At 25.4% G+C, this 15,529-nt stretch carries 13 protein-coding genes and 8 tRNA genes; 16 read left to right on the forward strand and 5 right to left on the reverse strand.

Annotation, left to right across the window (positions count from 1 at the left end):
* Positions 1-7: 7 nt before the first annotated feature.
* Positions 8-2,020 (reverse strand): DHH family phosphoesterase, encoded by a 2,013-nt coding sequence (locus tag ACJA28_RS01995; protein ID WP_022934517.1) that lies wholly within the window; start codon positions 2,018-2,020, stop codon positions 8-10.
* Between the two features lie 136 nt (positions 2,021-2,156).
* On the opposite strand from ACJA28_RS01995, the gene ACJA28_RS02000 reads away from it, so the two are divergent.
* The 5 genes from ACJA28_RS02000 (at position 2,157) to ACJA28_RS02020 (ending at position 7,788) form a co-directional block, all read left to right on the forward strand.
* Positions 2,157-2,954 carry an energy-coupling factor transporter ATPase gene (locus ACJA28_RS02000; RefSeq protein ID WP_022934518.1) on the forward strand — a complete coding sequence of 266 codons (798 nt, stop codon included), beginning with the start codon at positions 2,157-2,159 and terminating at the stop codon, positions 2,952-2,954.
* Positions 2,945-3,856, forward strand: a complete 912-nt coding sequence (locus ACJA28_RS02005; RefSeq protein WP_022934519.1) for an energy-coupling factor transporter ATPase — start codon at positions 2,945-2,947, stop codon at positions 3,854-3,856. Before ACJA28_RS02000 ends, ACJA28_RS02005 begins: the two co-directional genes overlap by 10 nt.
* Positions 3,857-3,860: 4 nt before the next feature.
* Positions 3,861-4,757: an energy-coupling factor transporter transmembrane protein EcfT gene (locus ACJA28_RS02010; protein WP_022934520.1), complete on the forward strand. Its 897-nt coding sequence runs from the start codon at positions 3,861-3,863 to the stop codon at positions 4,755-4,757.
* Between the two features lie 15 nt (positions 4,758-4,772).
* Complete coding sequence (gene ligA, locus ACJA28_RS02015) at positions 4,773-6,767, forward strand: NAD-dependent DNA ligase LigA (protein ID WP_022934521.1); 1,995 nt, start codon at positions 4,773-4,775, stop codon at positions 6,765-6,767.
* Between the two features lie 460 nt (positions 6,768-7,227).
* Positions 7,228-7,788 carry an ADP-ribosyltransferase gene (locus ACJA28_RS02020; RefSeq protein WP_022934522.1) on the forward strand — a complete coding sequence of 187 codons (561 nt, stop codon included), beginning with the start codon at positions 7,228-7,230 and terminating at the stop codon, positions 7,786-7,788.
* 46 nt (positions 7,789-7,834) lie between these two features.
* Here the strand turns inward: ACJA28_RS02020 and ruvB are convergent, their stop codons facing one another.
* From ruvB to ACJA28_RS02035, 3 genes are read right to left on the reverse strand one after another with little or no spacing between them, the layout of a single operon-like run.
* Positions 7,835-8,803, reverse strand: a complete 969-nt coding sequence (gene ruvB, locus ACJA28_RS02025; RefSeq protein WP_022934523.1) for a Holliday junction branch migration DNA helicase RuvB — start codon at positions 8,801-8,803, stop codon at positions 7,835-7,837.
* Positions 8,772-9,350, reverse strand: a complete 579-nt coding sequence (gene ruvA / locus ACJA28_RS02030) for a Holliday junction branch migration protein RuvA (protein WP_022934524.1) — start codon at positions 9,348-9,350, stop codon at positions 8,772-8,774. Before ruvA ends, ruvB begins: the two co-directional genes overlap by 32 nt.
* Positions 9,351-9,364: 14 nt before the next feature.
* Entirely contained in the window at positions 9,365-9,547 is a 183-nt protein-coding gene (locus tag ACJA28_RS02035) for a hypothetical protein (protein ID WP_022934525.1), read from the reverse strand.
* A gap of 247 nt (positions 9,548-9,794) precedes the next feature.
* On the opposite strand from ACJA28_RS02035, the gene ACJA28_RS02040 reads away from it, so the two are divergent.
* The 10 genes from ACJA28_RS02040 to ACJA28_RS02085 all read left to right on the forward strand — a co-directional run bounded on the left by ACJA28_RS02040 (position 9,795) and on the right by ACJA28_RS02085 (position 12,555).
* Positions 9,795-9,871, forward strand: a tRNA-Pro gene (locus ACJA28_RS02040).
* An 11-nt stretch (positions 9,872-9,882) separates the two neighbouring features.
* A tRNA-Ala gene (locus ACJA28_RS02045) sits at positions 9,883-9,959 on the forward strand.
* A 1-nt stretch (position 9,960) separates the two neighbouring features.
* Positions 9,961-10,037: transfer RNA gene (locus tag ACJA28_RS02050), tRNA-Met, on the forward strand.
* 24 nt (positions 10,038-10,061) lie between these two features.
* Positions 10,062-10,138, forward strand: a tRNA-Ile gene (locus ACJA28_RS02055).
* Between the two features lie 3 nt (positions 10,139-10,141).
* A tRNA-Ser gene (locus ACJA28_RS02060) sits at positions 10,142-10,234 on the forward strand.
* Positions 10,235-10,296: 62 nt separating this feature from the next.
* A tRNA-Met gene (locus ACJA28_RS02065) sits at positions 10,297-10,372 on the forward strand.
* A 2-nt stretch (positions 10,373-10,374) separates the two neighbouring features.
* A tRNA-Asp gene (locus ACJA28_RS02070) sits at positions 10,375-10,451 on the forward strand.
* Between the two features lie 4 nt (positions 10,452-10,455).
* Positions 10,456-10,531: transfer RNA gene (locus tag ACJA28_RS02075), tRNA-Phe, on the forward strand.
* A 121-nt stretch (positions 10,532-10,652) separates the two neighbouring features.
* The gene (gene hrcA, locus ACJA28_RS02080) at positions 10,653-11,666 is read left to right on the forward strand and encodes a heat-inducible transcriptional repressor HrcA (protein WP_022934526.1); all 1,014 of its coding nucleotides are present in this window, start codon (positions 10,653-10,655) and stop codon (positions 11,664-11,666) included.
* Between the two features lies 1 nt (position 11,667).
* Entirely contained in the window at positions 11,668-12,555 is an 888-nt protein-coding gene (locus tag ACJA28_RS02085; RefSeq protein WP_022934527.1) for a nucleotide exchange factor GrpE, read from the forward strand.
* Positions 12,556-12,810: 255 nt separating this feature from the next.
* Here the strand turns inward: ACJA28_RS02085 and ACJA28_RS02090 are convergent, their stop codons facing one another.
* Positions 12,811-13,842 (reverse strand): glycosyltransferase family 2 protein, encoded by a 1,032-nt coding sequence (locus ACJA28_RS02090; RefSeq protein WP_051122405.1) that lies wholly within the window; start codon positions 13,840-13,842, stop codon positions 12,811-12,813.
* 431 nt (positions 13,843-14,273) lie between these two features.
* Between ACJA28_RS02090 and obgE the strand changes: the two genes are divergently transcribed.
* The gene (gene obgE / locus ACJA28_RS02095; RefSeq protein ID WP_022934528.1) at positions 14,274-15,527 is read left to right on the forward strand and encodes a GTPase ObgE; all 1,254 of its coding nucleotides are present in this window, start codon (positions 14,274-14,276) and stop codon (positions 15,525-15,527) included.
* The last annotated feature ends 2 nt before the right edge of the window (positions 15,528-15,529 follow it).

Consider the following 15,529-nt stretch of genomic DNA (forward strand, 5'->3'; position numbering starts at 1 on the left):
GATACTCCTATTCTTTAGAAGAAATTATTGCTTGAGTAATATTATCAACAAATGTTTCTAAAGTTTCATTTGCTTTTGCATCACTTACTGCTGCTGCTGCATTAAAATGACCACCACCACCAACAGCTTCAGCAATCAATTGAACATTAACTCCAATTGAACGAGCGCTTAATTTATAAATTGGAGCGCTTGCTTCAGATGCTTTTGGCAATTGAGCAACAACAAATGCTGCTTTTCTCCCTTCTATTTTTAGAATTTCATCTGCTGCCATCGAAACAACATCAATTGGAATTATTTCACTAGTGTACGATAATCAATATCCAGGTTTAATCTCTTTACATTTAGAAATTATTTGAATAATTTTTTCATTTGTTTCAGCAGAAATTTTCATTAATGATAATGTTTCTTCAACGCTTGCTCCCCAATCTTCTAATAAAGAAGCTGCTGCAAAAGTTCTTGAGGAAGTTGATTTTTTAAATTGATTTGTATCCAAACAAATTCCATTTAATAACATTTGCGCTCCCAAAGCACTAATATAATTTTGAAATTCGTTAAATTCAATTACTTCAACAATAATTTCTGATGCTGATGAAGCTGTAGATTCAATATAAACATTTAAGTTATCAACAACATCATTTAATTCAGAAACTCTATGATGATCAAAAATAAATAAATTTTCTTTTTCAATATTATTAAAAACTAATGGATTTTCAACTCTTGTATCTTCGGCACAATCAACAATAATGACAATTGTTTCTTCTTTGTTAAAAGATTTGATTTTAACATTCGAAACAAAAATACTTTCTCAATTTTTTAAATATTTATCAATAGCTTTTTTACCTGTGTGATCAAATGTTATATTTTGAATTACAGCTTTTTTACCAAATTTGGTTGCAATTTCATATAAGGCATAAGAAGCACCAATTGCATCTAAATCTGAAAATTTATGACCATAAATAACAACATTTTTGATTTTTTTATCTTGTAATCTAATTTTTAGATTATTAGCAACATTTTTGATTTTTGTTTTAGATTTAACAGTTGTAACTTCTGATTTTGAACCAAATCTTTTAATTTTTTCAATGGAAGACATTACTGTGACTTGATCTCCACCTCTTGTTTGCGATTGGTATAAAGCTTCTTTTGCCATTTCAACTAATTGCGAATAACTTGAAGCATCAGCACCAAAACCAACTGAAAAAGATAATCTCATACGATTAATTTTAAAATCATCTAATTTTTCAAAATCTTTAAAATTTGACAAAATCATTTTGTTTAAATTATCTCTATTTGTTGTTACAGAAAATTTACCATCCATGTACTGTTTATAAATAAAATTGTATTTTTTAGACAATTCATCCAAAATATTTTTTACATATGATTGAATTGCAAATATTTCTTCATCAGAAAAAGAAGATCTAAATAATTGATAGTTATCAATTTCAATTTCTCCAATAACTAATTTTTCTTTTTCATAAAAATAAGTAGCCGAATATTCTTGTGTTATATCTTTGATAACTAAAATCATTTCTTTAGCAACAAAATTTAAACGATATACATACTCATCATATTTAAATATTTTTTGAAAATCGACAAATTTTTTATTCGAATCCAAATCTTTATTAAAGAAATTGATATCCTTGTTTATTATTTTTTCGCCAAACCTATTTTCAATGAAATCAGAAACCCACAAAATTTCTCCATTAGGACGAAAAACAACTATTCCTATTGACAATGTCGAAACTAAATTTTCTACATAATAATTAATTCCTTTACTAATTAATTTTCGACTATTCTTTTGTTCTTTTTTTGTAATAAAAATAAAAACAATAATTAAAAAAGCAATAAAAATCAATAATGAGTAAACTAAAATGCTAATTGGTGAAGAAAGATAATCTTTGCTATTTTTATTTTCAAAAAATATTAAAAAAAAGATAGTTACTAATGAACTTATAGTCAGAAAAATTATGACTAACGGAAGAATTATTTTTTTTAATTTTTTGCTAAATTTTTCAAACATAAGAAAATTGTACTTTATGTACTCATTATATATTATTTTTAAACTAAAAATAAAAACGAAAAAGCAAAATTAAATTCATTCAACAATATATACATTAAATCTTATATATAATAGTTACTATTAAAGGAATCGGTGAATGATTAAAGTTAAAAATTTGCAATTTAAATACCAAGGATCTAACAAATACGCTCTAAATAACATTAATGTGGAACTTCCTCGTGGTAAATATATTGCAATATTAGGACATAATGGAAGTGGAAAGTCAACTTTCTCTAAACTAATTTCAGGTCTATACAAACCAACAAAAGGCGAAATTTATATTGATGACATTATGATTAAAAAATCTTCGCTTAGAGAAATAAGAAATAAAATTGGTATCATTTTTCAAAATCCTGATAACCAATTTATAGGTTCAACTGTTGAAGATGATTTGGCTTTTGGTTTGGAAAATGCAAATATTCCTCAACATGAAATGAAAAAAATAATTAAAGATTTATTGAAAATGGTTGGAATGGAAAAATTTATAGATAGAGAACCTAACACTTTATCGGGAGGACAAAAACAAAGAGTTGCAATTGCATCTGTTTTAGCATTAAATCCTGAAATAATTATATTTGACGAAGTAACCTCAATGCTTGATCCTAAAGGAAAAGAAGATGTATTACAAATTATTAAAAATATTCAACAAACAAGAGAAAAAACACTAATATCTATTACTCATGATATGGATGAAGCTATTATGGCAGATTATTGCTTAATTTTTTCTCACGGGAAAGTAATTGCTTATGGTAATCCAAAAGAATTATTAAACAATAAGAAAATATTAGAAGAATCCAAAATTGATTCACCTTTTATTTACAAAATTTCATCAAGATTAAAAAATATAGAACCTACATACGACATTAATGAATTATTGGAGAAAATATGAAAATAAAATTGATGAATATTTCTCATACATTTGAATCAAATATTAATGAAAAGTTTGATGCTATTTCTAATATTAATTTTGATATAAATGAACACGAATTTATTGGAATAATTGGTCCTACAGGTAGTGGTAAAACAACGCTAATAGAGCATCTAAACGGTTTACTAATTCCTTCAAAAGGTGAAATTCAATTCGAATATTTTATAGAAGAAGTAGATAAAAAAACAAATAAACTATTCAAAAAAGAAAAAATAAAAGTTATAAAAAAATCTTGAAGAAAAATTAAAAATATAAATGAAATTAGAAAACTTGTTGGTATTGTTTTTCAATTTGCAGAATATCAATTATTTGAAGAAACAATAGAAAAAGATATTATTTTTGGTCCAATTAATATGGGTATACCAAGAGAAAAAGCAAAAGAAATTGCTAAGGAAATGATTGTTAAGGTTGGTCTTGACGAATCTTTTTTACAAAGAAGTCCATTCGAATTATCAGGCGGGCAAAAAAGAAGAGTGGCGATTGCTGGAATTTTATCAATGATGCCAGATATTTTAGTTTTTGATGAACCAACTGCAGGTCTTGATCCAGATGGATGTAAAGAAATGTTAAAATTATTTGATTTATTAAATAAAGAAGGAAAAACTATCGTTATAGTTACACATAATCTTGATGATGTTTTAGAACATGCTTCAAGAACTATTTTTATAAAAGAAGGAAAAATAATAAAAGATGGAAATACATTAGATATTCTTTCAAACGAAAAATTTTTATTAGAGAATAAAATGAGTGTACCAAAATTAATATCTTTAACTAATAAATTAAATCAAAAATATCAAACAAGTATTCCTTATACTAAAACTATTGATGAATTTGTAGAATTAATAAATAAAATTAAAGAAAGAGGTTAGATAAATGAAAATTAATATTGGGCGGTATGTTCCTGGTAATTCAATTATTCATAAAATGGATGCAAGAGTAAAACTTTTTGCTAATGTTGCTTTTATTATTTTGTTTTTTTTAGCTAATACTTTTATATTGAATGGACTTTTATTATTACCAATATTAATTTCTTTTATTGTTGCAACCAAAAAACCTTTACATCTTTTAAAAATGTTAGTTATGCCAATTATGGTTGGTGTTTTCATATTGATAATTAATATGTTCGTGCTTAAAACACCATCAAAACCAGTTGTTGGAAATGAAATTTTTGATTGAAAAGTACATGTTTGATGACACTTAAAAGATTTTGTAAAAATTGATTATCAAATTACAATGACATCAATATTAATAATGATAAGAATTTATGCCATTATGTTGACAATGACAGTATTTACTTTATCAACTCAACCAGTATTAATTACAAAAGCTTTGGATTTTTATTTTTATCCACTTAAATTAATAAAAATTCCAACACATATTTTTACAATGATTATCTCAATAGCATTTAGATTTGTTCCTACTTTAGTTGATGAAGCTTCAAGAATTTTCAAAGCACAAGCTTCTAGAGGAGTTGACTTTAAAAATGGTTCATTTAAAACTAAAATTAAATCTATTATTGTTTTAATTGTTCCTTTATTTGTTTCTTCATTTACTAAAGCAGATGATCTTGCAAACGCCATGGAAACAAGAGGTTATAACCCTTATGGCAAAAGAACATCTTATAGAACATGAACATTTTGATGATTTAATGTTGTATCGTTGTTTTTTACAATAGTAATTATTGTACTATGTGCACTAATTTTATCTAATCCAAATAATATTTTTAATTTTCCGCAATGGTGATTAGCAACAAAGTGTATTTTTAATTAATATAATTAGAAAATTATGAATTCAAAGATCAAAGAAAAAATTAAAACATTAGTTAAACTAATAAATAAATGAAACAAAGAGTATTTTGATAACGAATCACCCTCAGTAAGTGATCGTGTTTATGATTCTCATTTAAAAGAATTAACTGAACTAGAAAAACAATATCCTCAATTTATTTTAAAAAATTCTCCCACACAAAAAATTGGAGCTTCTTTAAAATCTAAATTCAAAAAAGTTATTCATTCTAAATTAATGCTATCATTAAACAAAGCTTATGATTTTAACGATCTAAAAAAATTTTTTAATGATGTTTATCAAGTTAACTTAGATAAAAATATTAGATTTTTAGTTCAACCAAAAATTGATGGTTTATCTATCTCTTTAAAATATGAAAACGGAATTTTAATTCAAGCTGTTACGAGAGGAGATGGTCAAATCGGAGAAGATGTTACATCAAATATAAAAAACGTTATTGAAGATATTCCTACTAATATTGAATATAAAAATCCTTTGGAAGTAAGAGGCGAAATATATATAAGTAAGACTAACTTCAATAAAATAGTTAAAGAAGAAAATGCAAATTATGCAAATGCAAGAAATTTAGCATCTGGAACTTTGAGACAACTAGATAGCAATATTGTTAAAAAAAGAAATCTTTCTTCTTTTATTTATGAAATTGTTGATTGTGAAAAACACAAAATTTATACACAAGAAGAATTAATTAATTTTTTAAAAAAATATAATTTTTCTTTTTTAAGTGATTATCTAATTGAAAAATTAGAAAATCAAAACAAAATTTTTGACTTTATATTAGATTTTGAAAAAAATAAAAGAGATCATCTTGAATACGACATTGATGGAATTGTCATTAAATTAAATGAAATGAAATATTATGAAGATATTGGTTATACTTCAAAATTTCCTAAATACGCAATTGCATACAAATTTGACGAAGAATTAGTGCAAACTATTTTAGAAGATATTTTTATTACTATAGGAAGAACTGGTATTGTTACATACAATGCTAAATTAACGCCCATATTACTAAAAGGAACAATTGTTTCAGCAGCAACTTTACACAATTATAACTATGTCGAAGAATTAGGGATTAATATAAATGATGAAGTAACAATTAAAAAAGCCGGAGAAATTATTCCTAAAGTTGTTTCATTAAGTAAAAAAAAATCTGAAGGTGTGTTCAATAAAATTTTAACTTGTCCTCATTGCAATTCACCATTAATTGATACTAAAACTTTAAATAACCAAATGTGCATTAACAATAATTGTCCAGAAATTAACATTAAAAAAATTATTCATTTTACTTCTAAGGGCGCAATGAATATTGAAGGATTAGGAGAAGGAATTGTTAGAAAATTTTATGAATTTGGTTTTTTAAAAAAAATTGAAGATATTTATAAATTAGAAAAATATAAAAAAGACATCATCAGTAAAAAAGGATTTGGAGAAAAATTTTGGAAAAATTTAATTGATGGAATAAATTCTTCATACAAAGTAAAACTAAGTAATTTAATATTTGCTCTTGGTATTCCACAATTAGGGTCTAAAAATGCAAAAATGATTGCAAACAAAATTAAAAAATTTGATCAAATTTTTAACTTAACAAATGAAAGTTTGTTATCGATAAAAGATATTGGCGAAATAACTATTGATGAATTTAATGAGTACATAAAAAAAGAAGAAAATATTAATTTAATTAATTATTTAATTTCAATCAATATTAATCCCGAAGTTAAAACTGATAGTACTAACAAAATTCCTTTTTTTGAAGGAAAAACATTTGTTATTAGTGGTACCTTTAATATTTCAAGAAATGAGTTAACAAACATTATAGAGATAAATGGCGGAAATGTTTCATCTAACATTTCTAAGAAAACAGATGCTTTACTACTAGGAGATAATGGAGGTTCTAAAAAAGAAAAAGCCGAAAAATTTAATGTTAAGATTGTAACAAAAAAAGAAGTTGAAACAATTTTAAAAATAAGTTTATAAAATAATGCTTCACATAATGAAGATTAAGAGAAATTTTTTGTATTTTTTTACATTATAGTAGGAATATTATTAGATTATAAAACTTTTTAAATAACCATAATTTTGTATATTTTCTTCTTTGAAAATTAAGAAAAATTAATACATTTAACAATTATAAATTGTTATTTTGAGTTTTTTCTCTTAATCTTCATTATATGAAAAAAACGTTTTATTATTCATTCCATTATTAATTGTAGGAACTTCAATATCATTAGTTTCTTTATCTTGTTGTTCTTCAAAAAATAATCAAAAAGAAATTAATAAAAAACTAAAAAAACAATACTATGATTGATATAAATCTTTATCTTCAGATGAATGAAATAAAGATTCCAATAACAATTTTATAAATTATTTTTGTTCATCTGAACAGCAAGCTATTGCTCTTTATGCAAATTTTAGAGGATGATTCTGAAATGAATCTTTGCATAAACAAGAAGAACCTAAAAACATTTCTATAAAATTAAGTTTAGACGATAAAAAACATGAAATTAAAGGTGATGATTATAAATTTATTTCTCAAGTTTTATCTAGAGCAATTGTTCCAGAAAATTTGGTGGTTTGACATGGAGTTGAATATCAAGAAAATGAATTTTGAGATCAATTAAAAGATTATATAATTCAAAATCCAGATGGAACTTATGATTATTCAAAAATTGTAGGAAAAGAAATTGAATCATATGGATTTTTTTCAACTTCTCTTTCAAAAGAAGAAGCATTTGAATACTGTGATGGAGCTATATTTAACAATGAAGGATCATGAGATGAAATCAAAAACTTTCATTTACCATTAAAAGAAAAAGTAGTTTTTGAAATTAATGTTAAAAAAGGTTATCAAGGCGCAGCTTATTTAGCAGATTATAAATTTGCTAATACAACAAATCATGATAATCAATTACTAATCAAAAAAAATTGTAGATTTATTATTAATAAAGTTAAAAAAAATAAAGATATTAACTTGTTTTATATGGATTTAATAAATTAAAAAAGAATCCTCTCAGATTTAAAAGGATTCTTTTTTATACATATTTTTAAATCTTAAAAGGATTTAGATTATATTTGAGAATATAATCAACTCCTAATGTGGTTATTTTTCTTCCTTTTGATGTTTTTATAATATATTTTTTAGATAATAAAATAGGTTCTATTTCATTAACAATCATTGTTCTAGATTCATTTAACAATGAAACTAGAACATCCAAAGAAACACTTTTTTCTTCAAAAACTTCTAACAATAATTTTAGATATTCAATATGAATTTCAGTTAAACCATCTTTATAAATCGATAAACTTTTTAATGTTTTAAAAATAATTTTATCGTCAATTATTCCATTATTATAATAATCTGCAAAATCAATTATTCTTTTAACCAAGCGATTGGCTATTCTAGGTGTTTCTTGTGAAAAAGTAGCAACTATTCTAGCTTGTTGTTCACTTATTTTATGGTTAAGAATATTTGTTGATTGAACAATAATTTTAGTTATCTCTTCATTTGAATAATTTGATAATTTAAATATTAATCCAAATCGATCTCTAATTGGTTGAGAAATTTTTGAAAATTCTGTTGTAGAACCAATTAAAGTGAATGGTTTAATTTTCATTCTAATTATTCGTTTTTCACCTTCAGGACCAATAGGTATATCAATTAAATTATCTTCCATTGCAGAATAAATAAGTTCTTCTAAACCACTATTCATTGAATGAATCTCATCAATAAAAATAATATCGTTAGGTTCAATGCTTGCAAAAAGAGATAAAATATCTGATTTCTTCTCCATTAAAGCACCTTGAACATAATTTATTTTTCTGCATGAGTGAGTTGCAATAATGTTTGCTAATGTTGTCTTGCCTCTACCAGGAGGGCCATAAAAAATTATGTGATCTAATGTTTTATTTTGTTTCTTTGCAGATTCGATAACAACTTTTATAGTTTTAATTATTTTTTCTTGTCCTATAAAAAGATTAAAGTTATTGGGTCTTAGAGATGTGTTGTTGTTCATGTGAAATTATTTCAATTGCATTTTCTATCATTTGATCTACATCATTAGTATCTTGTAATTTTGTTGAAACCAAATTAATTTGATTTTCATTAAATCCTAAGGTTCTCAATGTTTTATAAACTTCTAATTTATTTTTGCTTTCTGTTTTTTTAGACAAAATTGTTTTATATTTTTTTTGAAAATCAAAAACAATTTGTCTTGCTGTTCTAAGTCCGACATATGGTATTTTTGCTAATCCATCATAATCACCTGCAGCAATCATATCCATTACTTCTTTTCAATTCGAAGATAAAATAGACATTGCTGTTTTTGGCCCAATACCTGGAATAGTTAATAAATCTTCAAAAAATATTCTTTCTCTAAATTCTTTAAAACCATAATATGTTCTTCCATAATCATTTTTATAATCAAAAATAAAAACTTTTTGAAATTTGTCTATTTCAAAGCGATCCACATTTGTAACAACAATTGCATATCCTGTGTAATTTGATTCAAATATCAAACTTGATTTAGTTTTTGAAATGACTTTACCCAATTTATAAAGCATATTACTAAACTCCTCTACTTATTTTTTTTGATTTTTATTAAAATATTTTTTTCTCCATTTTCTGTGCTTTCATCACTATTGATTTCATACAGGGAAAAATCGTTTGCATTATCTATTGCATAAATTAAATCGTTGACACTAATTTCATCGAAATAATCTAATTCAATTATATTATTTGTGCTAATTTTATTATTCATAAACCCTTTCTAAATGAAAGTAGTTTCATGCAAATGTCTTTCTCATTTTATCATATTTTGGTATTTTTAACTTGAAATTAAAGTTTAACTTTAACATAATTCATGATTTCAAAAATTACAATACAAAAATATCTTTTAAATTTACTACATACATATATTTAGGAACAATAATAATTTATTTTAAAAATCACAAAATTTTATATAATTAAAAAGCATTAATTAATGCTTTCTTTTTTTAAGATAAAAAGGAGAAGTAGCTCAGCTTGGTAGAGCACTTGGTTTGGGACCAAGCGGTCGCAGGTTCAAATCCTGTCTTCTTCACCATTTATTTTTTTGGGGGGGTAGCTCACTTGGCTAGAGCGCCTGCCTTGCACGCAGGAGGTAGAGGGTTCGACTCCCTTCCTCTCCACCATGGCACTGTAGCTCAGTTGGTTAGAGCATTCGGTTCATACCCGAAAGGTCAAGAGTTCGACTCTCTTCGGTGCTACCATATGAATTCTGTTCATCTTGGTTTGGTCCTATAGCTCAATTGGTTAGAGCACCCGGCTCATAACCGGTAGGTTCCAGGTTCAAGTCCTGGTGGGACCACCAGTAGGGCAAATACCCAAGTCTGGCTGAAGGGACTAGTCTTGAAAACTAGCAGGGGCTTCACGGCCCGCGGGGGTTCGAATCCCTCTTTGCCCGCCATTTAAGGAACAGACAAATAATGTTTCTTGCCAAAATAAGATGTTTTACAAACATCTTAACATCGCGGAGTAGAGCAGTTGGTAGCTCGTCGGGCTCATAATCCGAAGGCCACAGGTTCAAGTCCTGTCTCCGCAACCAAAGGTCTAGTGGTAAAGTGGTTTAATACGCCTCCCTGTCACGGAGGAGATCGCGGGTTCGATCCCCGTCTAGACCGCCATTATGGCTCTGTAGCTCAGTCGGTAGAGCAACAGATTGAAGCTCTGTGTGTCGCTGGTTCGATTCCTGCCGGAGCCACCATTTCATTTAAAATGACCGAAAAAATAAGAGTAATTCAAGCAAATTACTCTTATTTTTTTGATTTTATTTTAAAATTAGCAATCATTTAGCAATTAAAATAAATAAATGCTATAATAAAACTATGAGAAATGTTGAAACTAAAAACCAAATTCTTAAATATATTGTTGATGAATACGTTTCAAATTCTAAACCTGTTGGCAGTGTTTATTTAATAAATAAATATAAAATGAATATTTCTTCAGCAACAGCTAGAAACATTATGGTTATTCTCGAAAAAGAAAATTTGATTGAAAAATCTCATACATCAAGCGGTAGAATTCCTACTCCAAAAGGATATGAATACTATGCAAAGTATTTAACAATTAACGAAGAAGATAAATTAGCTTCAAAAATAAAAGATATTTTTGCTAGTCGAAGAAGTTCGATTGATAATATTATTGATGAAGCTGTATCTATTATTTCAGAAGCATCTAAACTAACACTTGTTACAAGTGAAAATAAAAATGATGAACTACTTAAATCAATAACATTAACACCAATAAGTAATGAAATCGCAATTATTGTTTTGATAACATCTAGCGGAAAAGTTGATACAAAAGAACTAAAATTATCAAAACGTTTAAATTTAGATGATTTGAAAATAGCAATTAGAATCTTTCAAGAAAGATTACATAATGTTAAATTAGTTGATATACCAAAATCTATTGAATCTTTAAAACCAATATTAAAACAACATATTAAAAATTATGAAGAATTAATTCAAACATTTGTTATTGGTGTATTTCAAAATTACAAAAATATTGCTAATAACAAAATTTATGGGAAATCTCATTTGATTAAATCACAAGATATTAAAAGACAAGAACTAGCAAATATTATCGAATTAATTGAAAACCAATCAATATGAGAGTCTATTAATGAAAAAAATTATTTAGATGAAAATTTAAAGTTAGAAATATTACCTTCAAATACTTCGATAATTTCTAAACGCTTATTACTTAATGGTTCAGTAAAAGATGTTTCAGTAATTGGACCTACAAGAATGGATTATTCAAAAGCAAAAAATCTTTTAAATATAATTGAAAAATATGCAAAAGAAAATTTAAAAAATAATGTAGATATTGAGGAGGAGTAAAATGAACGAAAAAAATAACAAAATCATTGAAAAAAAGGATATATTAACATTTGACTTAAAAATTAAAAAATTGGATCAAGAAAATCAAGAGAAAATTATTAAATTTAAAAATAAAACAATAACCTTAGGTAAAGAAGAGGTGCTACCGGGTATAGACGAAAATATTGTTGGAATAGATTTATCTGAAGACAAAATTTTTGAATTCAATTTTGAAATTAATGAAGAAACAAATATATTTGAAGAAAAAATTGAATCAGGTTCTTATGTTTTTAGTTTTAAAGTTCGCGATATTATTAAGCATAATTCAAGAGAAAAAATAGACATGTCAAAAATTAAAAGCGAACAAAATGATAAACAAAAAATAAAAGAATTAGAAGAAATTAAAGAAAATTTATTATCAAAAATAGAAAAATTAGAACTTGAAAAACAACTTGAAGAACAAGTATTTAAGGCAAAAGCTGAAGAAATGGCAAAAAATGCCGCTACAAAAGTTGAAATATTAAAAGAAGAAATTAAAAATAAAGCTAAAGAAGATGTTGATTACAAAACTAAATTTGCTACTCAAAAACTTGTTGATGATTTACTAAGCCCCTTAAATAATTTGTATGTGGCGGTAGAAGCAGGGGAAAAAGCTAATGATCCTAATGTTGCTGCTTATGTTAAAGGATTTAAAATGTTAACTTCACAAATCTTCAACACTTTAGAAATGAATGGAGTAAGTATTATTGAGCCAAAAGAAGGCGATGAATTTAATCCTGAAATTCATCATGCTCAGGAAGTTGTTGAAGATCAAAGATTTAAAAAAGATCAAATTACAAAATTAATATCACGAGGTTATAAATTACACGATCGTGTTTTGAAACCTGCAATTGTTATTGTAGTTAAATAATTATTAAATTTTATAAACAAGTTTATTCATTATAAAATTGATTTATTTTTTTGTTGCTCAATAATGTTAAAAAAATAGTTGAATAAAGTGATATTGTTAATATTGATAATATTGCAATTCCTAAAAATTTATATTCTGGTAAATATATCCAAATTAAAATCATTCAAATTACTAATAAATTAGCTATCAATAATTCTAGTCAATTAATTTTAATTGCTTCTCAAAAAGAATATTTTTGTTCATTTTTTGGTGTTATTATAAACTTCGCTTTTTTCCTAATAATGTCAATATTAAAGTTTTAATAGAACAAACTATCATTGAAGTGTATAACATTAAACAAAATAAAATATAAGATAACAACTTTCAAAATTTAATTTTATTAACTAAAAAAATAAAATCATTAATAAATGGCGTTATTAAAAACACTATCATAAATACTAATAAAATATACAAATGAGAATATTTAAATCCTAATGGGTATAAAATTGAAAAATTTATAATAACAACAAAAATAGAAAAAACACTTAAAGACAATGAAGTAGTTGATAATCATAAATCTATTTTTTTAAAAAAAGAAATATTTAACTTCAACATTTTTAATCACATTACTTTAAAAAATTGAATATTCCCTTGAGTTCATTTAATTGATCTTTTTTTAAAAGCCAAATAATCAATAGGAAAAACTTCTTCGCAAATAACATCTTCTGCAAATAACACCCTATAACCCTTATTCATTAGATTTATTGTAAAAGCTAAATCTTCTGCAACAAGCGGAGGAAATCCATTTGTATCTTCATAGCATTTTCTAGAAATAATGGCTCCATGACCATTTAAAGTAACAACGCCATATTCATTTTTGACTTTAATAAAAGCGGTTCAAGCCGGATAAATGCCTAATTCTCCTATACTATCAAATAAATTTTGTCCTCGTGTTCCTTTATGATTAGCTTGAACAATACCAATTTTTTCATCGACAAAATACTTTAAAGTTTCTGAAATAAAATTATTTGGAATAATCTCATCGCTATCTAACAAAACAAAATAATCATATTCTAAGTCATAATTTTTCAAAAAATTATTAATATTTCCCGCTTTAAACCCTTCTCTATTTTCTCTTCTTATCAATTTAAATTTGTCTTTATACTTTTTAACAAACTCATCTATTTGTTTAATATACTTTTTGTCGTAAGAATCATCTAATATGTAAACATCATAATTTTCATAATTTTGTTGTGCTGATTTTATTAAACTTTGTTGATCGAAATCATTACAAGTTGTATATAACAAAATAACTTTTGGTTTTGTCTCATAGAGATGAGAGAGAGAGAGAGAGAGGAATTAGTTGAATAAAAATTTTTGTTTTTTCTTCTTTTGATGAATAAATGGTAAAAAATAATAAAAATAAAATCTTTAGTTGAATTGCAAAATAAAACGGTAATAAAAATAAAATTTATTGCAAGAAAAATACTTACAACAATTGGATTTTTGCTATTTTGTATATCATTGTTCACGAGAGGCATCACTAGAAAATATCAAATATCAAAACATACTAATAATATTCAAAAAATAATAACTGTTATGTACAAAATGTTTTTTTTCTTTTTTTTAACCGAATGATTTTAATTATACTTAAAATTATAAATTTATAATGTCAAACTAACAATATAAAAACTACTTACATAGTTTTTTTTATAAAAAGGAGTTATATAATAACAAATATGAAATTTATCGATCAAGTAAATATCGAAGTAATAGCAGGTAAGGGTGGCGATGGCATCATCTCTTTTAGACATGAACATCGTGTAGAAAAAGGCGGGCCTTTTGGAGGAGATGGAGGAGATGGAGGAGATATTTATTTTCAAGGAGACTCAGGTATGAACACTCTTTTACCAATTCACATCTTAAAACATATAAGAGGTTACGATGGTGGTAATGGAATGACTAAAAATATGTATGGGGCAAAAGGAAAAGATGTAATAATTAAAGTGCCTTATGGGACTCTTGTTTATGAGGGGCAAAAATTAATTTGTGATGTTGTTGACAATAACAAATATTTAATTTGCAAAGGTGGAAAAGGTGGAAGAGGTAATTCTAAATTCAAATCTTCAACTAATCCTGCACCAAAAATTTGTGAAAACGGAACTCCTGGTGAAAAGAAAAATATTAGATTAGAACTAAAAGTAATGGCTGATATTGGTTTAGTGGGTTTACCTTCAGCAGGTAAATCAACTTTATTAAAATTATTATCAAACGCAAAACCAAAAATAGCTGATTATGCTTTTACAACTTTAGTTCCACAACTTGGGTTAGTTCAATATCGAGATAAATCATTTGTAATTTCTGATCTACCAGGTTTAATAAAAGGCGCTTCAGAAGGCAAAGGATTAGGAATTAGATTTTTAAAACATATTGAAAGATGTCGCGTTATAGCTTTTGTAATTGATTTTGGTGATGAGAATAAAAATCCAATTCAAGATTTTGAAATATTAAAAAAAGAATTGGAGTTATTTAATCCTAAGATTTTAAATAAATCTTTTTTAATCATTGCTAACAAAAATGATCTTAATGCATTTAAAGTTCATTATAGAAAATTTATTAAAAAATATCCAGATTTGGAAATTATTGATATTTGCGCATTAAATTTTCAAAATTTGGTTTTATTAAAAGAAAAAATGTATAAATTGTATGAAAAATCTAAAGATATCGTTATAGAAAAACCAATTAAAGAAGAATATATAAAATTTGAAGAAGATTTTGTTGTAACAAAGCTCTATGAAGGAATGTACGAAATAAGTGGAAAAGAAATTGAATTAGTTTATTTAAGAAATCCGCTAAATACCTATGAAAATATTTTGAGATTCAATAAAAAAATTAAAGATATGGGACTATGAAAAGCTTTAATTGATAAAGGAATTCAACCAGGAGATACAGTTAGAATCTTAGGTTATCAATTTACTTGAGAGGATGAATAACA

Origin of the sequence: Mesomycoplasma moatsii (assembly GCF_045276915.1) — a bacterium.
GTDB lineage: Bacteria > Bacillota_I > Bacilli_A > Mycoplasmatales > Metamycoplasmataceae > UBA710.